This window comes from Rhodococcoides kyotonense (genome assembly GCF_900188125.1).
GTDB lineage: Bacteria > Actinomycetota > Actinomycetes > Mycobacteriales > Mycobacteriaceae > Rhodococcoides > Rhodococcoides kyotonense.
Genome location: NZ_FZOW01000011.1, coordinates 165,035 through 183,546 on the forward strand (window position 1 = coordinate 165,035; position 18,512 = coordinate 183,546).

Below are 18,512 nucleotides of genomic sequence, written 5' to 3' on the forward strand. Positions count from 1 at the left end.
CGCTGTGCAGTCGACAACCCGTGAAGGCAAATCCCGCAATCGCCGCCGGCTTCTGTCGGCGCTCGCGCTGGCGCTGTTCGTCGCGCCGCTGCTGACCGGGTGCCTCCGCGTGCAGGTGTCGATGGGTGTGTCCGCGGACGACCGAGTGTCGGGCCAGATCGTCGCAGCGACCATCCCGACGTCGGAGACCGATACCGGTCCGACGCTGACGTCACCGTCCACGCTCGAGAACAAGATCCGCATCGAGGAGTACAAGCAGGACGGCTACGTCGGCACGTCGGCACGGTTCTCCGATCTCTCCTTCGGTGACGTCCAGACCCTCGGGGCGATGAACGATCAGGCAACCGGAAGCTTTCAGCTGGCGCTGCATCGTTCGGGCGACCAGGTGACGCTCGACGGCAAGGCAGATCTCCAGACGGTGCCTGTGCAGGGATCGGACGTGCAGTTCACGATCGCGTTCCCTGCGCGTATCGGCACCACCAACGGAACGCGCGACGGCGACAACATCATCACGTGGAAGTTGCCCGCGGGTGAGGTCACGACGATGCGTGCCGAGGTGAACTACCCCGATCCCAACACACGCAGTTTCGCAGGGTGGGCGGGCATCGTCGGAGGTGTGACCGTCGGCGTCGCGGCGATCGTCGGTGCGATGGCGTGGGTGACGCGCAATCCTCCCATCGGACGCACCGGCGCCAAGGCGGATGCGACGGCCGGCACAGGACCCGACAACACGCCCAAGTCGTGATCTCTGCCCGTCGCGTCGTCTCGGCAGGCGCGACGCTGGCTGCGGCATCCGCGGTGATGTCCGTCGTCAATGCGGCCACGATGACTCGGCTGCGCACGCCCGTCGGACCCGTCACCGATTCGGTCGTCGTCTGCGTTCCCGCGCGCGACGAGGAGAAGCATCTGCCGTCGCTCGTCGCCGACCTGTGCGCTCAGCGTTACGACGGACAGTTGACGGTCCTGATTCTCGACGACGGGTCGTCGGACGACACCGCCGCGGTTGCCCGCGCTGCGGCCGCAGGTGACGAGCGAGTCCAGGTCACCTCGACAACCGGCCCACCCGAGGACGGGTGGACCGGCAAGGCAGCTGCCTGCAGGACTCTCGCCCAGCAGGCGTTCACATACGATCCCGACATCCTGGTGTTCGTCGACGCGGACGTCAGGCTCGCGGACACCGCACTCGCCGCTGCCGTGGCCGCTCGTCGGGCTCTCGATGCAGCGCTGGTGTGCCCGTGGCCGGAGCAACGGACGGGCAGCGTCGCCGAACGTCTCGTGCAACCGCTATTGAGCTTCTCGTGGATGTCGACGCTCCCCGTGCGTGTCGCCGATCGGTCGAGTCGACCGTCGACGGTCGTGGCCTGCGGCCAGATGATGGTGTTCGACGCGTCGGCGTACCTCGACATCGGTGGCCATGCAGCCGTCGCTTCGAGCGCGACCGAGGATCTCGACATCGCGCGCGCACTCCGCAGGCGCGGTCACCGAACAGCGGTGGCGTCCGGGGCCGGATTCGTTTCGTGCCGGATGTACGACGGCTGGAGCGCCGTGAGCAACGGGTACACCCGATGGCTGTGGTCCGCGTTCGGCGGGCCGATCGGCACGGCGGCGGTCGCTGCCCTCATGACGCTGACATACGTGGTTCCGCCGGTCGCCGCGGTACTCGGCAGCGGGCCGACGCGTCGTGCAGGCGTGGTGGGGTACGGCGCAGCAGTCGTGGCGAGAACCGTTGCGGCACAATCGGAACGCGGCTTCCGCCGATCACACCTCGGTGCCGACCTGGCCGTCGCGTCGACCAATCCACTGTCGGTCGTCACCTACCTCGGGCTCTGCGTCGTCTCGCATCGCAGACACGCGCGTGGCGAGCTCACGTGGAAGCGTCGGCCGCTCGTCGCAGCGGACTCAGACGCGAGCCGGTGACAGTCCCAGGTTCGTGAGCACCTCGCGGGTCGCCCGCGCGAAGTTCAGCGTGATGAAATGCAGCGCGGGAGCGCCTTCGGCGATGAGCCGCTCCCCGATCGACGTCGCGAGTTCGATACCGACCTCGCGCACAGCAGCGCGATCCTCGTCCGTCCCGGTTCCCGCCGCCTTCACGAAACGATCGTCGATATGGCGAGGCAGCGCGGATCCCGACAACGACAGTGCGCGTCGTACGGACCGGAGCGACGTGATCGGCATGATCTCGGGAATGATCGGCTTGGCGCCCTGCTCGGGATCGAACTGGACGACGCGGTCGCGCAGACGCAAATAGTCGTCGACGTCGAAGAACATCTGTGTGATCGAGTACTCAGCGCCTGCGCGCAGCTTGTTCACCAGTACGCGGGTGTCCTGCTCCAGGTCGAGGGCACGGTAGTGGCCCTCGGGGAACGACGCGACTCCGACGTGGAAGTCACCGAGCTCCCGCACGAGGCACACCAGCTCCTCGGCGTACTCGACGCCGTCCGGGTGCTTCTCCCAGTCACCGAGAGGATCGCCGGGTGGGTCTCCTCGGAGCACCAGAATGTTCGAGATACCGCGGTCCGCGTAGGCACCGACCATCGACCTGAGTTCGGAAATGCTGTGCGACACCGCCGTCAGGTGCGCCACCGGCAGCAGTGTGGTCTCCTCGGCGATCTGGCCGGTCACACGAACCGTCCGGTCCCGAGTGGATCCTCCGGCGCCGTACGTCATCGACACGAACGCGGGCTGCATCTGCTCGAACTCTCGCACGGCGCGCCACAGCCGGGCCTCGGCTGCCTGGTCACGCGGCGGCGAGAACTCGACCGAGAACGGGATCCTGGAATCGGCCGTCGTCCGCAGGCGATCGACTATCGACGGGGTTCGAGTCACCCACCCGTCACTGGACCGCCCCCTGACGGCATCGGATGTCACCGACCCATCATAGTTTCGGCCGGGCCACACCGTCACGGCAGCCTCGTCTGTCCGATCCACCCACTACTCTTGGCGAAGCTGCACCGCCCGTCCGCTCGTATGGAGGATCCCCTGTCCGGTGACCTGACCTCGCCCGCCACTCGCACGTCGAGTGGACTCGACACCGCCGTGTACGACGAGTCCGTCGGAATCGTCGATCTCGTCGAAGCGGCTCTGACCGACTTCTTCGCATCCAAGCGGGCTCTGGTGGGTGCACTCGGCGGCGGCTACGCGGACGCCGTCGACGACCTCGTCGCATTCGTCCTTCGCGGCGGAAAACGAGTGCGCCCCGCGTTCGCGTGGACCGCATGGCTCGGTGCGGGCGGAGATCGCCGCGGCCCGGATGCACCTGCAGTCCTGCGCGCGTGCGCGTCGTTGGAGCTGATCCAGGCGTGCGCGCTGATCCACGACGACATCATCGACGCGTCCGTCACCCGTCGGGGCTTCCCCACCGTCCACGTCGGATTCGCGGAACGGCATCGCGCACAGGCCTGGTCGGGTTCGGCATCGCGTTTCGGTGAATCCGCCGCGATTCTCCTCGGCGACCTCGCTCTGTGCTGGGCGGACGACATGATGCGCGACGCAGGCCTCGACGCACCCGTGTCGGCAGGCATCTCGCCGGTGTGGTCGGCGATGCGCACCGAGGTGCTCGGCGGACAACTCCTCGACATCGAAGGCGAAGCGGGACGCGACGAATCGGTCGAGGCCGCGATGCGCGTCAATCGCTACAAGACGGCCGCATACACCGTCGAAAGACCGCTGCAGCTCGGAGCCGTCATGGCAGGCGCGCCGGACGGTCTGGTGGAGAGCTACCGATCGTTCGGCACGGACATCGGTGTCGCCTTCCAGCTTCGCGACGACCTCCTCGGTGTGTTCGGCGACCCGGCGGTCACGGGCAAGCCGTCGGGCGACGACATCCGCGAAGGCAAGCGCACCGTTCTGATGGCCGTCGGAATGCAGCGGGCGGACCAGAGTCGACCAGACCTCGCGCAACTGCTTCGCACGACGCTGGGTTCCGAGGACCTCGACGAGGAACAGGTTCACACGATCCGTACCGCGCTGACCGACCTGGGCGCCGTGGACGACGTCGAACGACGCATCACCGAACTCACCGAACGAGCACTGGCGACACTCGCGTCGAGCGACGTCGAGTCGACCGCCGCGTCCCGTCTGCGGGACATGGCTGTCGCCGCCACACAGCGGACATACTGATCGGAGCCGGGCCCTCATGCCGAGAACACGATCGATACCAGGCCCGACCGATTCGGTCGTCGTCGTCGGGTCCGGGTTGGCCGGTCTGTCGGCTGCCCTGCATCTGACCGGAGCCGGCCGGACCGTCACGGTTCTGGAGCGCGAGAAGACCGTCGGCGGTCGCGTCGGCACGTACCCCGTGTTCGGCGACGACGGGCAGCCGTTGTACGACATAGACAACGGCGCGAGCGTGTTGACGATGCCCGAACTGATCGAGTCGGCGCTCGCTGCCGTCGGCGAGACACTGCACAGCACGACGCCGCCGCTGCGCCTGGAGGCGTTGTCGCCGAGCTACCACACGCGGTATGCGGACGGCAGCCACATCGACGTCTTCTCGGATCCCGAACGCATGGCGACCGAGGTCGAAAGAGTATGTGGTGCACGAGAAGCCGAGGGATATCGTGGCCTTCGACGATGGCTCGCTTCGATTTTCGACGCCGAGTTCGATCGCTACATCGACTCGAATTTCGATTCACCGCTCGACCTCGTGTCGACCCGTCCCGCTCTGCGCGACACCGCGACGTTGGCAGCACTGGGTGGATTCGGCCGACTCGGCCCTCGCGTCGGGTCGTTCCTGAAGGACGAGCGTCTACGTCGCGTCTTCACGTTCCAGGCGCTGTACGCGGGCATGGCCCCGTCGAAGGCCCTGGCCGTCTACGGCGCGATCGCGCACATGGATACGTCGATGGGCGTGTACTTCCCCGAAGGGGGCATGTCGACCATCGCGGAGTCGATGTCGGACGCGTTCGTGCGCAACGGCGGCACGCTGGTCACCGAAGCGGACGTGTCCGGCTTGCAGATCGCACACGGACGCGTCACCGCGGTCGACACGGAGGACGGCCGCCGATTCGCGTGCGACGCCGTCGTGCTGACGCCCGATCTTCCCGTCGTCGATCGACTGTTGGACAGGGCCGGGGTCACCTCGCGTGGTCGACGTCGCGGCTATTCGTTCGTCTCTCCGTCGGCCGTCGTGTTCCACGGCACCGTCCCTACCCGAGTCACCGATACATGGCCCGCACGAGCCCACCACACCATCGACTTCGGAGACGAGTGGGCGCGCACGTTCGCCAGGATCACCGCCCGGCGCGGCCGTGGGCAGCTCATGGCCGACCCGTCGCTGCTCGTCACCCGACCCGCCGTCACCGATCCGTCACTTCTCGTCGAACGCCACGGCGAGACGTCCGAGCCGATCTCCATCCTCGCGCCGTGTCCCAACCTCGACAGTGCCCCGTTGGACTGGGAGCGCCTCGGCGTGCCGTACATGCGCGAGATCCAGGGGGTCCTCGAGAGCCGCGGCTACGACGCGTTGGCGTCGGAGATGACCGTCGACCACCTCGACACACCGAAGACGTGGCAGGCCAAGGGCATGCTGCACGGCAGCCCGTTCTCCTCCTCTCACGTGTTCAGGCAGACCGGACCGTTCCGGCGTGAGAACCTGGTACGAGGCGTCGACAACGTTGTTCTCGCCGGGTCGGGAACCACACCGGGTGTCGGCGTGCCCACGGTCCTCGTTTCGGGCAGACTGGCCGCCGAACGAGTCACCGGGTCACAGAGCAATGCACGTGCCACGACGTCGCGGTTCTTCGGACGAGAACGCGACGCACTAAACTGATTCGCGGTCCGGACGGAAGAACGCACTTCCTTCGGACTTTCCACTGCCACCCGAGAGGAGAATGACCCGGCAATGTCGTCGATTTCGTCGAATGCCGCCACCTCGGGTGCCTCGGATTCGAAGGATTCCACACCGCCGAGAGCCGCATCGTCCTCCCGTGTTCGACGCCTGTCGGCATTCCTGCGCAGTCCCGAGGGCCATGCCGCTCTTCTCGGTCTCGTCGGTGGAGTCATGATCACGTTCGGTGGCTTCGGCGCCGGCAGTGTTCGCCGACGCGACCCGCTACTCGAGGCGATGCATCTGTCGTGGCTTCGCTTCGGGCACGGTCTCGTCCTGTCCAGCATCATCGTCTGGGTCGGCGTGCTGCTGATGATCGTCGCCTGGGTGCGCCTGGGCCGAGCAACCCTGGCCGGGCGCACGACCCTCGGTGAACTTCGGTGGGTCGTACCGGCATGGACCGCCCCGATGTTGCTGGCCGTCCCCATGTTCAGTCGCGACGCGTTCTCGTACCTCGCGCAGGGTGCGCTGCTCCGAGACGGCTTCGACCCGTACGCCGTCGGCCCTGTGGCCAACCCGGGAGTCCTGCTCGACAACGTCAGCAACGTATGGACCACCACGACCGCGCCCTACGGTCCGCTGCACCTGCTGATCGGGCAAGCGATCACTGCTGTGACCGGTGACAACGTCATCGCAGGCACCATGTTCTTCCGTATCGCGATGCTGCCGGGTCTCGCGCTGATGATGTGGGCTGTTCCGCGTCTCGCCGAGCACCTCGGTGGCACCCCGACGATCGCGCTGTGGCTGGCCGTTCTCAATCCACTCGTGCTCATCCATCTGATCGGCGGCGTGCACAACGAACTGCTGATGGTCGGTCTCATGGCGGCAGGCATAGTGCTGGTGCTCGAACGTCGCCACGTCGCAGGCATCGCGCTCGTCGCGATCGGTGTCGCGATCAAGGCGACGGCGGGTCTGGCACTGCCGTTCATGGTCTGGATCTGGATGATCCACGAGAAGCAGAAGGCGATCGACGAGAACCGTAAGCCCCTGTCACCCATCGCTGCCTTCGCGAAAGCCGCAGGTATAGGTTTCGGAGTCTTCGCCGCGGTGTTCGCGGTGATGTCCGCCGTCGCGGGCGTCGGGATCGGGTGGCTCACAGCATTGTCGGGCTCGGCCAAGATCATCAACTGGCTCTCGCTCCCGACGATCCTCGCGCACCTGGTCACCGTCAGCACCTCGTGGTTCCTGGACGTCCGTCTGGCCCCGGTCCTCGAGGTCACCCGCATGCTGTGCGGAATCGTGTTGGTCGTCGTCGTACTTGCGACGTGGTGGAAGTTCCGCCGTACCGAGGCCGACGCCGTGAAGGGCATCGTCATCGCGATGGTCGCGGTCGTCGTGCTCTCCCCCGCGGCGTTGCCGTGGTACTACTCGTGGCCGCTCGCGATCGCCGCCGGATTCGCGCTGTCCACCCGGACGTTGATGATCCTCGTCGGGCTGTCGACGTGGCTGATGTTGGTGTTCCGGCCCGACGGCTCGATCGGCCTGTACACATGGGCGCACGTGGCACTCGCGACGTTCGCCGCCGTCGTCGCGGCGCTGTCGCTGACCCGAGTCGACCCGTTGCGACTGCGCGCGACCCCGTCCACAGCCGTCGAGACCACTCCCGCCGGCCATGGGTGAGCTCGACGGCATCGACCCCACACTGCACGACGCGTATGCGATCTGCCGGGAACTGAACGCCGAGCACGGAAAGACCTATTTTCTCGCTACCCGGTTGTTGCCCGCGGACAAGCGGGCCGCGGTCCACGCGCTCTACGGATTCGCCCGCATGGTCGATGACATCGTCGACGTGGATGTCGACTCTGCCGACGTCGAGCTGCCGGAGCTACCCGAGGACGCCGACTTCACCGTCAACGACAGCGATTCACCTGTCGATCGTGAGGCAGGGCAGAAGGTCGACGTACTCGAGCATCACGTGCGTGCAGCCCTGAACGGCCGCAGCCTCGGCCCACGAAAGTCCGATCGTGTGCTGGCCGCGTTGGTGGACACCACCGTGCGCTACTCGATCCCGCACGAGTACTTCTACGCGTTCTTCCACTCCATGCGCATGGACATTCCAGGCACGCCGATGTTCCGGTCGCGGTATCGCACGATGGAGCAGCTGTCGGAATACATGTACGGCTCTGCGGCCGTCATCGGGCTCGAGATGCTGCCGATTCTGGGGACGTCGGTGGACCGTCGCGTAGCGGAAGCTCCTGCCGCGGCGCTCGGTGAGGCGTTCCAATTGACCAACTTCATCCGCGACATGGGAGAAGATCTCGACCGAGATCGGATCTATCTCCCGACCGACGAGCTCGCGGCATTCGGCGTCGACGAAGCCATGCTGCGCGACTGCCGCGCGACCGGCCGCAGAGAGCCGAGACTCGAACGCGCTCTTGCTCATCTCATCGCGCACACCCGTGCGGTGTACCGGACCGCCGCACCCGGTATCGAGATGTTGGATCCGGCCGTGAGGCCGGGAATGCGTACTGCTCTGACGTTGTACGGGGACATACTTCGCGAGGTCGAGCAGGGCGGCTACCGCGTACTGCAGCAGCGCGCCCGTGTCCCCCGGCTGCGGCGACTGTCCGTCGCCGCGCCCGGTCTCGCCTCCGTCGGTTGGACGAGCGCTCGCAGCAGGATCAGAAGGCCATCGCCTGAGCGCGCCTGATCACCTCTCGCATGAGGTCACCGTGCATGGCGTCGATGGGTCGTCCCGGCAGACTGTCGTCTGCCTCGAACAACCAGCGGAGAATTTCCTCGTCACGATAACCACCGTCGTGCAGGACGGCGAGCAGACCGGGCAGACCCTTGACGACGCCTCGGCCGTCGGACGCGAGGAACACCTCGGGAACGCCGGGAACACGGCGTCGCTTGACTGCGAGAAGATGACGATCACGGAGCATCTGCTCGACGCGTGAGATGGGAACTCCGAGGACTTTGCTGACGTCCGTCAGCTGCAGCAGGGACTCGGATGGGTCGAGAACGTCGTCGGCGTAGGGGATTGTGCTCACTCCGGTAACGTTAACCGGTTCGTACCGGGAAGCGAAAAGCCAGGGCACGGTCGCCGGTCTGTCGAGACTGAGGTGATACCTGCGCTGGTTACCATCGCCGGTGTAGCGACTTTCTATGGAGGTGTTCGCGGAGTGATGTCCGTAGGGTCCGCGTCGGCGGGTTCGTTGCTCGATCGGCGCTATCGGATCGACGCGCCGATCGCTCGCGGCGGCATGTCGACGGTCTACCGCGGCCTGGACACGCGGCTGGACCGGCCTGTCGCCGTGAAGATCATGGACCCCAAGTTCGCCGACGACCCCAGCTTCGTGGCGCGGTTCGAGTTCGAGGCCAGGGCCGTCGCCCGACTGAACAACCCCGGTCTCGTCGCCGTCTACGACCACGGTCGCGACGGCGAGTACGCATTTCTCGTCATGGAACTGGTGGAGGGCGGCACGCTGCGCGAGCTTCTCCGCGAGCGGGGTCCGATGCCCCCTCACGCGGCCGCGGCCGTGCTTCGGCCCGTTCTCGACGCCTTGGCCACCGCCCACCGAGCCGGCCTGGTACATCGCGACATCAAGCCGGAGAACATTCTCATCTCCGACGCCGGTGACGTGAAGATCGCCGATTTCGGTCTCGTCCGAGCGGTCGCGGCGTCCAATGCGACGTCGAGCAGTGTGATTCTCGGCACCGCCGCCTACCTGTCCCCCGAGCAGGTGACCGTGGGCTCGGCGAACGCGGGCAGCGACGTCTACGGCGTCGGAGTCGTGCTCTACGAACTGCTGACCGGACGAACGCCGTTCACCGGGGACACCTCGCTGTCGATCGCGTATCAACGCATCGACAACGACGTCCCACGTCCCAGCGACGCGATCGCAGGCGTCCCCCAGGAATTCGACGACCTGGTTCGACGCGCCACCGTCCGTGACCCGGCCGGCCGCTTCCAGAACGCCGACGAGATGGCCCGCGCGTTGCGTTCGGTGTGCGCGCTTCTGGAGCTTCCGCCCTACCGCGTTCCGGCACCGCGAAAGTCCGCCGAGCACCGCAGCGCAGCAGCACTCGGTGCACCGACGACGTTCGCAGGCCACCGCGACGATGCAACCCGGTCACCGGCGACCGAGGTCGTCGCTGTCCCGCCGACGGAAGTCCACGCCGCTCAGCCCGACGCCGGTGTCCAGCACACGCGTGTGCAGACAGCACCGACGTCCCGCGGCGATTGGGACGGCAACGACGCTCCCCCGCCGCCGCCCGGACGACGGCAATATCAGTTCCCGGATTTCGACGCCGACCGGCAGCGGTCGCGTCGGGCGATCATCGTCTGGTTGACCGTCGTGGCGTTGCTCGCGGTGCTCGTCGGCGTGGGCGGGTGGTGGATGGGCTCGGGCCGCTACACATCTGTTCCCCTCGTCGAGGGATTGGACGCAGCGTCCGCGACGTCGGAACTCGAGTCCGCGGGCTTGACCGTCGACACTCGCGGAACGTACTCCGACACCGTGCCGGTCGACGCCTTGATCGGGACCGATCCGACGACAGGGTCGCGAATCCCCAAGGGCGACACCGTGTCTCTGCTCGTGTCCCTCGGTGCGCCCACCGTTCCCGACATCGATCCGAACGTCGCGATCGGCGACATGCAGCAACTGCTCCGCGACCGCACGTTCCAACCGGCCGACGGCGGCGAGGCGTTCAGCACGACAGCACCGGTGGGTGGCGTCGCCGCGCTGGATCCGCCGCCCGGCACCGTGCTCTCGGTCGGCGACACCGTCAAGATCCTGCGGTCGAAGGGCGCACCGCCGGTCGATGTCCCCGACGTCGAGAACATGACCGAGTCCGATGCCGTCGCGGCGTTGGCGACGGTGGGAATCACGGTATCCGGCACCGACGTCGACTTCGACAAACGAGTCGACGGCGGCAACGTCATCGAGACGAACCCCAAGATCGGCTCGTCGGTGACAGCGGGGAGTTCGGTGCGGCTGACGGTGTCCAACGCGATCACCGTGCCGTCGCTTCTGGGCAGGTCGGTCGGGTCCGCCCGTCAGACCGTGCAGGGGCTGGAGTTGGACTTCAAGGTCCGCCAGGTCGTCGACACCGACGGATCCCTCGTCATCTCACAGAACCCGAGCCCGGGAACCAGAGTGGCCCCGGGCTCGTCGGTGTCCGTGGTGTCGCTCCCCTGAGTTCCCGGCCCTGCGGCTGTCAGCCTCGCAGCATCTCGGCGACGAGGAACGCCAGTTCGAGCGACTGCTGGGTGTTCAGACGTGGATCGCAGGCCGTCTCGTAACGACCCGACAGGTCGAGATCCGAGATGTCCTGCGCACCACCGAGGCACTCGGTGACGTTGTCGCCGGTCAGTTCCACATGGATGCCACCCGGGTGGGTGCCGAGTCCGCGATGGACCTCGAAGAAGCCCTGCACCTCGTCGACGATGCGGTCGAAGTGACGCGTCTTGTAACCGGTGGACGCCTCGTGGGTGTTGCCGTGCATCGGGTCGCACTGCCAGATGACCTGGTGCCCGGATGCCTGGACCTTCTCGACGATCGCGGGAAGCAGATCGCGGACCTTGCCGTTGCCCATACGCGAGATCAACGTCAGGCGACCGGGCTTGTTGGTCGGGTCGAGGCGTTCGACGTACTCGAGCGCCATCTCGGGCGTCGTCGTCGGGCCGATCTTCAATCCGATGGGGTTGGAGATCAGTTCGGCGAACGCGATGTGGGCGCCATCGAGCTGCCTGGTCCGGTCACCGATCCACAGGAAGTGTGCGGACAGGTCGTACAGCTTGGGGTTGTCGGCATCGGCGTTGTCGAGCCGCAGCATCGCCCGCTCGTAGTCCAGTACCAGCGCTTCGTGGCTGGCGAAGATCTGCGCGGTCTCGAGGTTCGGGTCCGTGACACCACAGGCGTCCATGAATCGCAGTCCACGATCGATCTCACCTGCCAGCGCCTCGTAGCGCGCACCGGCGGGTGAGCTCTGGACGAATTCGCGGTTCCAGTCGTGCACCTTGTGCAGATCGGCCATCCCTGCACCGGTGAGCGCCCGAACGAGGTTCATCGCAGCGCTGGCGTTCGCGTATGCCCGGACCAGGCGTGACGGGTCGTGCCGACGGACCGCCTCGTCGGCGACCAGCGAGTTGACCATGTCGCCTCGGTAGGACTTCAGACCGAGAGCGTCGGTGTCCGACGACCGTGGCTTGGCGTACTGCCCAGCGATGCGGCCGACCTTCACCACCGGCATGCTGGCGCCGTAGGTCAGCACGACCGCCATCTGCAGCAGTGTCCTGATGTTGCCCTTGATGTGCGGTTCGGTGTTGTCGACGAACGTCTCCGCGCAGTCGCCTCCCTGCAGCAGGAACGCCTCCCCGCGGGCCACCGCGGCGAGTTGATCCGACAGCGATTCCACTTCGCTCGCAACCGTGATCGGAGGCACGCTTTCGAGCACTTTGCGCATGTCGGCGGCTTGCGTTGCGTCCCACGAGGGCTGCTGGGCCGCTGGCTTCGCGAGCGCGTCGTCGAGCTGCGACCGAAGGGACGGCGACAGCGGCGGGAGCTCGGGCAAGCGGTCGATGGGTACGTCGACAGTCCAGTTCACGTGCCCAGGATATTCGTTCACCGTGCAGTGCCGAAACCGGCTCCCCCGCCAGGGCGACGCGGTGTCAGAGCGATGCGGCTTGAATCGCCTGATATTTCGCGAGATTGTGTCGTGCGTCGGTGAGCGCGTCGTGCGCGTCGTCCGGCACCGGGGGCAGATACGGGCTGCCGCGGTCCTCCCACAGCTGCCGCAGTTCGCGAGTGAACCGAGGCAGCGACCTCGGCAATTCGGTCATGTCACCCCACAACTGACACAGCGCGACATGGTCGTACGCGGCAACCCACGCCCACAGCTCCACGTCGGCGAAGGCGGTCGGGACGAGGAAGTCGAGCAGCTCGTCTCGGATTCGCGCTCGGCTCATCCACAACGGCGACGAGTACGGTGGCAGCTTGGGCAGCACGTTGCGCCGGACCCATTTGCCGGCTCGCTCGGGATCGAACTCCGACGACACCGCATAGAATTCACGACCGTCCTCGGACACGACCCCGATCGAGACGAGGTCGATTGTGCGACCATCTTCGATGAACTCGGTGTCGTAGAAGTAGCGCACGGAGGACACAGTAGCCCCGACCCGGCTTCGAGAAGAGATCGACTGCCATCAGAAAGAAGTTTCGTTGACGCCACCCGACCTCACCACGATGTCCGACGCCGGTGCCGCTGGACCCGACGCGAGAGCAGTCGACGCGCGGGCACCGCGTGCGCTTTCGTCGCGGCTGATCCCGATCGCCTGCGGCGCCGTTCTGCTGGCCGTTCTCGCCGGGCTCGCGTACAACCTGATCGGGTTCCCCGGACTGAGGGCGATCGGCGACTACTACCGCATCGATCTCGACGTCTACCGCCTCGGTGGCGGTGTGTTCATGTCCGGCACACCTCTCTACGGCGAGATGCCGCCCACGGCACTGGGTAACACGCTGCCGTTCACGTACCCGCCCATCTCGGCAGTCATCTTCGGACCGCTGTCTCTGATGTCGCTGCACTGGGCGGGCATCGTCGTCACGTGCCTGTCGTTGGCGTTGCTGTTCGGCACGATCGTGCTGACGCTCGTCTCGCTCGGCTACTCCCCGCGAACGCTGCTGTTGTGGGCGGCCGGGGCTGTGTTCGCGGCAGCGATGATCCTCGAACCGGTGTTCTCGACGTTCGACTACGGCCAGATCAACATCGTGCTGATGGCCTTCGTCGCGGCGGATTGCCTTCCTCGGAAGACTCCGTGGCCGCGTGGTCTGCTGATCGGATTCGTCGCCGCAGTGAAACTGACGCCCGCCGTGTTCGTCCTGTTCTTCCTGTTCCGCAAGGATTTTCGTGCCGCGGTCGTGTCCGGCATCAGCTTCCTCGCATTCACCGCGCTGGGTTTCGCCGCAACGTTCTCCGACTCGCTGCAGTACTGGACCAAGGTCCTCGTCGACTCGGACCGCATCGGACGGCCCGCCTACCCCGCCAACCAGAGCATCACCGGCATGCTCGCTCGACTCGGCTTGGACGAGACGATCCGGTCCGTCGGGTGGATCGCATTGTCGCTCGTCCTGCTGGGCGTCACCTTCTACGCGATGCGACGCGCCTTCGCGGCACACCAGACAGCACTCGCGCTCGGAGTCAACGCCATGTTCGGACTGCTGGTGTCACCGGTGTCGTGGTCGCACCACTGGGTGTGGACGGTGCCGCTGCTCGTCGCGCTCGGCACACTTGCCTATCGAACACGGAACGTCGTCGCACTCGGATTCGTCGGAATCGGCGCAGTGGTGCTGCATTTCGCCCCGCACTGGCAGCTCGCTGTCGGGCGCTGGTCCGGCCTCGGGTGGCCACTGTGGGATCAGGTCGTCGCCTCGTCGTACGTGTGGTGGGGCACCGCTGCGATCGTCGTGGCCGCGTGGGCGACGAGACCTTCGACGCGCCTCGACAGAACGACCGAGAAGGCAACGGACCTGGAACCGGCCTGAGAACGAAAAGGCGCCGCCATGGAGGCGGCGCCTTCTTCGGACGGCTCGGATTCTCAGGTTCTCAGCTGGCTTTGGTCTCCGGGACTCGCTCGGGCTCGGTGCCGACGACAGCGGGAGTTGCCGACTTCTTCATCGACGCCGCGTAGACGTCCACGTACTCCTGACCCGACAGCAGCATGAGCTCGTACATGACCTCGTCGGTCACGGCACGTTCGACGAAGCGGTTGCCCGCCATGCCCTCGAAGCGGGAGAAGTCGATCGGCTTGCCGATCTTGATGGTGATCTTCGCCGGACGCCACATCCTGGAACCGATGGGATTCATCTTGTCGGTACCGATCATCGCGACAGGCACGACCTGAACGCCGGTCTGCAGTGCGAGACGTGCCATGCCCGTCTTGCCTTTGTAGAGACGCCCGTCGGGTGAACGGGTGCCTTCCGGGTAGATCCCGAGAAGCTTGCCTTTGCCGATGACGCGCGCGCCTGCATTGAGAGCGTCCTGAGCAGCATCCGCGCCGGTGCGATCGATCGGAACTTGTCCCACCGCAGAGAAGAACCACTTCTGGAACGCACCCTTGAGGCCCGGTCCGGTGAAGTACTCGCTCTTGGCGAGGAACGTGATCCGACGCGGCACCTTCAGCGGCAGGTAGAACGAGTCCAGCACCGCCTGATGATTGCTCGCGAGAATCATCGGCCCGCGCGCGGGGACGTTCTCGAGGCCCTCGATCGTCGGTCTACCCAACGCAACCAGGAGTGGACCGATGAGCACGTACTTGAACAGCCAGTACCACATGGCGTCCTTCCTGATTCGATCACTTGTTCCGGACGAAATCGTGCCTTCGGCCCGGAGGCCCCCACATACGGATCCGCTGGTGACTCTACCGGCCGTTTATGACACCAGCCACATCGACGCGAAGGAGAGGACAGAGGTCACACGTTGTTCATCGGCCGGTCGCAACGAACTCGGAGCGAGCCAGGTCTGCCGCACCGATCATGCCCGCGGCTTCGCCGAGTTGGGTGCTTCTGATCTTCGCGACCGGGCGGTGACCGGCCCCGGTGACGAGTCGGCCGTAGTGCTCACGCGCCTGATCGAGGAACTGGTTCGACGACGTCGCCACACCGCCCGCGATGACGATCAGGTCGGGGTCGTAGACATCGCTGACCAACGCCAGACCGACACCGAGCCACCGTGCGAAATCCTCCATGGTGCGACGCGCGATCACGTCACCTTCCTGAGCCGCCGAGGCGATACGACGACCGGTCAGGGAGCCCGGATCGAGGAACACGTCACGCGCCAGGATGTTCGACGACCCACGATCGTCGGCTGCGAGCAGCTCGACCGCAGTGTCCACCAATGCCGTTCCACTGCAATACCGTTCCCAACATCCGCGCTTTCCGCACGGGCAGGCTCGGCCGTCGGGAACGACCTGGATGTGCCCGAGCTCGGGTGCGACACCGAAACTTCCGCGGTAGATGCGGCCGTCGATCAGCAGTGCCGCACCGATCCCGGTGCCGATCGCCACCATGACGACGTTGCGGCCGTCGGCGGCCGCGCCGAAGCGGTATTCGGCCCATGCGGCGGAGTTCGCATCGTGCTCCAGCACGACCGGCAGCCCGATGCGGTCGCTCATCTGCTTCGCGACGGGTGTGTTGATCCACGGCAGATGCGGCGCGAAGCGTACGGACGTTCTGTCGGAGTCCACGAATCCCGCGACGGCAAGGCCGACAGCCGAAACCGGATGCCGCGCAGCCAGTTCCTGGACGGCTCGATCGAGACCGTGCTCGAGAGCCTTGGCGGAGTGAGGCGTCGGCGACTGAGTGGAGTCGATGACCTGCCCGGACGCGTCGACCACAGATGCACGAAGACTCGTGCCGCCGACGTCGATACCGATGGTGAAGGCATCGCGGTGCCGCTTCATTGTTGTTCGACCTTTCTCTGCCGGCCCCCCCCAGCGGCTGTACGACTGACCGTCCGATCGAAATCGGCTGTTCAGATATCTCGATCCTCGCCCCGGTCGCCCGACCCCGAGTTCTTCACATTCACCGTAATGGGTGTGAATCCTGCGCGTCGAACTCCTGGCACTTCCGTGTCGTGCGCAATAGGCGACTCGCTGGTGTGATCCGATTCACGAAAACCTGCGTCGCTGCCCGGATTCGGCGTCGTCGGGTCGTCGCCCCGGCGATGCGCACCGGTGGCGGAATGCTCGGAGACGATCTGCCGGATCATCGCGACGACGGTCGCACCCTCGGTCGCGACCAGCGTCAACAGATCGTGTTGCTCGCCTCTGATCAACGCAGCGAGCGCGCACACCGGGCACCAACTGCAGCCCTGTCGTGGCGCGTCGGCCTGATCCTCCACCGCGCGCGCGAGTATCGGCTCCAGACGCGTCAGAACCGTCTCCGCCAGAGCCCAGAGCTCGGCCGCGACATCGGAATGTTCGGTGGCCACTTACCGTCTCCCCCTCACATCGGCCAGACGTTCGGGTCGGGCGTGAACCGAATGACCAAATTGTCGTCGTCGAAGTCCGCCCCCACGACGACGCACCGCCGCAACACCGATGCGAGACGGACGCGCGTTCGCACACCGTCGGCGCCGATGATCACGTCGTCCTCCACTCGTCCGAGCGTCAGCGTCGACGCGTCGACGACCGGTAGATGCATCGTCATCGTGTACACCGACTCCAACCCCGACCCCGACTCCTGCGCAACTCTCGGTCCACTCCGGCGCTCGCGTGCGTCGGCAGCCTTCGCCTGCGAGCCGGTGGCCGTCGGGCGGAGGTCTTCCGATACGAGTGCGTCGAGAGAGGCCAACCCTACCGGTTCATGAGCCGACCGTTCGACGACGACGAGTCCCGCGTCGCCGGCGACGGTCTCTATGTCGTCGAGCACCGACTGCTGGGCTGCCCGCCAGCCTTCGAACCAGAAGACGGCGGGATGTGCACCGACGAGACCGACGGACGACGAATTCAGTTTGGGCAGAACCTTGTTCACGACGACGGTGTCGACGTCGAGGCCCATCAATGTGGCCGCGGACAGTGTGCGACGCGCCTCGGCGACACCGACTCGCTCGGGGGTGACGACGACGGTCGTGGAGGTTCGGTCGGCGTCGAACAGCAGCTCGCGCACCGCTTCGGCGTTCGCGACGACTCGCTCGAGGAATGCAACGAGGACGGTCAGCCGCGGATCGGTTCCCGTGCCTGCGACGATGCGATCGTGTCGTGGCCACAGTCGTTCGACGTATCCCGACACCAGCGCCGGAAGCTGCAGTGTGCGCACCGCGTCCGCGGTCGAGGGAAGGTCGACGAAGACTGTGTCCCAAGCATTTTCGTCGACGAGCTCGACGATGCGATGCAGACCGAGCATCTCCTGCACACCCGGAGCGCCGACGACCTCCTCCGGTTCGATACCGCCGAAACGGACGCCGTGTTCGTGGCCCGTTCCGGCGACGGCCAGAAGTGCCGCGAGCGAACGATAACTCGATTCGACGAGCGCGAGAGTATCCAGTTCGAGTGCATCGAAGCGGTCCGCGACCGTGACGACCTCGCCGCGGACGGCGTCGACGTCGGCCGCGTCGACGACGTCCATCACCGAGTGAGCCTGATCGAACGAGACGATCAGCGCGCGCCGACCGGAACGGACCGCATCGAGCGCAGCCTTCGCGGCGATCGTCGTCTTGCCCGCGCCACCCTTGCCGACGAACAGTCGGACCGTGGTACGCGCGTCGGCGCGGACGCTCGTCAGCCTTCGACCCGCTTCTTCAACTCTTTGAGCGCGGTGTCCGTGATGACCTTCTCGGCCTTGCGTTTGAACAGCCCGATCATCGGGATGTTCAGATCGACGGTCAGTTCGTACGTGACGTCGGTGCCCCCGGCGCCGTTGTCCTTCAACGTGTAGGAGCCCGACTGCGACTTCTGCATCTCACCCTGCACGAGCTCCCACGCGACAGCCATGCCGTCGGGCGACCACACGTACTGCAGTTCGTAGGTGTCCTTGACCATTCCGGCGTCGAGCACGAACCTGACCCGGTCGGCACGACCACCGGCACCGACTTCGAGTACCTCGACGGACTTCGCCGCCGACACCCACGTCGGGTACGCATCGAAATCAGCAATCACGTCCATGACCTGCGCGGACGGAGCGTCGACAGTGATCGACCTCTGAGTTTTCTCGGCCATGCTGTTGGTCCGCTTCCTCTCTGCTCT

At 66.1% G+C, this 18,512-nt stretch carries 17 protein-coding genes; 8 read left to right on the top strand and 9 right to left on the bottom strand.

The window, feature by feature from the left end:
* Positions 1 to 4: 4 nt before the first annotated feature.
* Together CHB96_RS18870 and CHB96_RS18875 are read left to right on the top strand one after the other, a co-directional pair.
* Entirely contained in the window at positions 5 to 745 is a 741-nt protein-coding gene (locus CHB96_RS18870; RefSeq protein WP_089249037.1) for an LppM family (lipo)protein, read from the top strand.
* Positions 746 to 801: 56 nt separating this feature from the next.
* Positions 802 to 1,917 carry a glycosyltransferase family 2 protein gene (locus CHB96_RS18875; RefSeq protein WP_089249217.1) on the top strand — a complete coding sequence of 372 codons (1,116 nt, stop codon included), beginning with the start codon at positions 802 to 804 and terminating at the stop codon, positions 1,915 to 1,917.
* Here the strand turns inward: CHB96_RS18875 and CHB96_RS18880 are convergent.
* The gene (locus CHB96_RS18880; protein WP_176444376.1) at positions 1,900 to 2,826 is read right to left on the bottom strand and encodes a methylenetetrahydrofolate reductase; all 927 of its coding nucleotides are present in this window, start codon (positions 2,824 to 2,826) and stop codon (positions 1,900 to 1,902) included. The genes CHB96_RS18875 and CHB96_RS18880 overlap by 18 nt on opposite strands.
* Before the next feature lie 111 nt (positions 2,827 to 2,937).
* Here CHB96_RS18880 and CHB96_RS18885 point away from each other — a divergent pair, with 111 nt between their 5' ends.
* The 4 genes from CHB96_RS18885 (at position 2,938) to CHB96_RS18900 (ending at position 8,477) form a co-directional block, all read left to right on the top strand.
* A complete protein-coding gene (locus CHB96_RS18885; RefSeq protein ID WP_245865868.1) occupies positions 2,938 to 4,119 on the top strand; it encodes a polyprenyl synthetase family protein in 1,182 nt (393 codons plus the stop codon).
* Between the two features lie 16 nt (positions 4,120 to 4,135).
* A complete protein-coding gene (gene crtI / locus CHB96_RS18890; protein ID WP_089249041.1) occupies positions 4,136 to 5,770 on the top strand; it encodes a phytoene desaturase family protein in 1,635 nt (544 codons plus the stop codon).
* A 72-nt stretch (positions 5,771 to 5,842) separates the two neighbouring features.
* Entirely contained in the window at positions 5,843 to 7,447 is a 1,605-nt protein-coding gene (locus CHB96_RS18895; RefSeq protein WP_089249043.1) for an alpha-(1->6)-mannopyranosyltransferase A, read from the top strand.
* The gene (locus CHB96_RS18900) at positions 7,440 to 8,477 is read left to right on the top strand and encodes a phytoene/squalene synthase family protein (protein WP_089249045.1); all 1,038 of its coding nucleotides are present in this window, start codon (positions 7,440 to 7,442) and stop codon (positions 8,475 to 8,477) included. Before CHB96_RS18895 ends, CHB96_RS18900 begins: the two co-directional genes overlap by 8 nt.
* On the opposite strand, the gene CHB96_RS18905 is transcribed toward CHB96_RS18900, so the two are convergent.
* A complete protein-coding gene (locus CHB96_RS18905) occupies positions 8,449 to 8,820 on the bottom strand; it encodes an Rv2175c family DNA-binding protein (protein WP_089249047.1) in 372 nt (123 codons plus the stop codon). The two genes, CHB96_RS18900 and CHB96_RS18905, sit on opposite strands and share 29 nt — an antisense overlap.
* A 135-nt stretch (positions 8,821 to 8,955) precedes the next feature.
* Between CHB96_RS18905 and pknB the strand changes: the two genes are divergently transcribed.
* Positions 8,956 to 10,971: a Stk1 family PASTA domain-containing Ser/Thr kinase gene (gene pknB / locus CHB96_RS18910; protein WP_089249049.1), complete on the top strand. Its 2,016-nt coding sequence runs from the start codon at positions 8,956 to 8,958 to the stop codon at positions 10,969 to 10,971.
* Between the two features lie 19 nt (positions 10,972 to 10,990).
* Here pknB and CHB96_RS18915 read toward each other — a convergent pair whose 3' ends face one another.
* Positions 10,991 to 12,379, bottom strand: coding sequence for a class II 3-deoxy-7-phosphoheptulonate synthase (locus CHB96_RS18915; protein WP_089249051.1), 1,389 nt, complete (start codon positions 12,377 to 12,379; stop codon positions 10,991 to 10,993).
* Positions 12,380 to 12,443: 64 nt separating this feature from the next.
* Positions 12,444 to 12,929: a polyadenylate-specific 3'-exoribonuclease AS gene (locus CHB96_RS18920; RefSeq protein ID WP_089249053.1), complete on the bottom strand. Its 486-nt coding sequence runs from the start codon at positions 12,927 to 12,929 to the stop codon at positions 12,444 to 12,446.
* Positions 12,930 to 13,017: 88 nt separating this feature from the next.
* Between CHB96_RS18920 and CHB96_RS18925 the strand changes: the two genes are divergently transcribed.
* Positions 13,018 to 14,313 carry a glycosyltransferase 87 family protein gene (locus tag CHB96_RS18925; protein ID WP_089249221.1) on the top strand — a complete coding sequence of 432 codons (1,296 nt, stop codon included), beginning with the start codon at positions 13,018 to 13,020 and terminating at the stop codon, positions 14,311 to 14,313.
* A gap of 61 nt (positions 14,314 to 14,374) precedes the next feature.
* Here CHB96_RS18925 and CHB96_RS18930 read toward each other — a convergent pair whose 3' ends face one another.
* The 5 genes from CHB96_RS18930 to CHB96_RS18950 form a co-directional block, all read right to left on the bottom strand.
* Positions 14,375 to 15,103, bottom strand: a complete 729-nt coding sequence (locus CHB96_RS18930) for a lysophospholipid acyltransferase family protein (RefSeq protein ID WP_089249055.1) — start codon at positions 15,101 to 15,103, stop codon at positions 14,375 to 14,377.
* 148 nt (positions 15,104 to 15,251) lie between these two features.
* Entirely contained in the window at positions 15,252 to 16,229 is a 978-nt protein-coding gene (locus tag CHB96_RS18935; protein ID WP_089249057.1) for an ROK family protein, read from the bottom strand.
* 71 nt (positions 16,230 to 16,300) lie between these two features.
* A complete protein-coding gene (locus CHB96_RS18940; protein ID WP_089249059.1) occupies positions 16,301 to 16,759 on the bottom strand; it encodes a hypothetical protein in 459 nt (152 codons plus the stop codon).
* Between the two features lie 14 nt (positions 16,760 to 16,773).
* Positions 16,774 to 18,051 carry an ArsA family ATPase gene (locus CHB96_RS18945; protein WP_176444377.1) on the bottom strand — a complete coding sequence of 426 codons (1,278 nt, stop codon included), beginning with the start codon at positions 18,049 to 18,051 and terminating at the stop codon, positions 16,774 to 16,776.
* Positions 18,048 to 18,485, bottom strand: coding sequence for an SRPBCC family protein (locus CHB96_RS18950; RefSeq protein WP_089249063.1), 438 nt, complete (start codon positions 18,483 to 18,485; stop codon positions 18,048 to 18,050). The genes CHB96_RS18945 and CHB96_RS18950 overlap by 4 nt, the downstream gene beginning before the upstream one ends.
* Positions 18,486 to 18,512: the final 27 nt, after the last annotated feature.

What these genes read in the sequence shown, in the direction of transcription:
- CHB96_RS18875 (WP_089249217.1), top strand. Translation starts at nt 802, where the DNA reads ATGTCCGTCGTCAATGCGGCCACGATGACTCGGCTGCGCACGCCCGTC.
- crtI (WP_089249041.1), top strand. Translation starts at nt 4,136, where the DNA reads ATGCCGAGAACACGATCGATACCAGGCCCGACCGATTCGGTCGTCGTC.
- CHB96_RS18895 (WP_089249043.1), top strand. Translation starts at nt 5,843, where the DNA reads ATGTCGTCGATTTCGTCGAATGCCGCCACCTCGGGTGCCTCGGATTCG.
- CHB96_RS18900 (WP_089249045.1), top strand. Translation starts at nt 7,440, where the DNA reads ATGGGTGAGCTCGACGGCATCGACCCCACACTGCACGACGCGTATGCG.
- pknB (WP_089249049.1), top strand. Translation starts at nt 8,956, where the DNA reads ATGTCCGTAGGGTCCGCGTCGGCGGGTTCGTTGCTCGATCGGCGCTAT.
- CHB96_RS18925 (WP_089249221.1), top strand. Translation starts at nt 13,018, where the DNA reads ATGTCCGACGCCGGTGCCGCTGGACCCGACGCGAGAGCAGTCGACGCG.
- CHB96_RS18930 (WP_089249055.1), bottom strand. Translation starts at nt 15,103, where the DNA reads ATGTGGTACTGGCTGTTCAAGTACGTGCTCATCGGTCCACTCCTGGTT.
- CHB96_RS18935 (WP_089249057.1), bottom strand. Translation starts at nt 16,229, where the DNA reads ATGAAGCGGCACCGCGATGCCTTCACCATCGGTATCGACGTCGGCGGC.
- CHB96_RS18950 (WP_089249063.1), bottom strand. Translation starts at nt 18,485, where the DNA reads ATGGCCGAGAAAACTCAGAGGTCGATCACTGTCGACGCTCCGTCCGCG.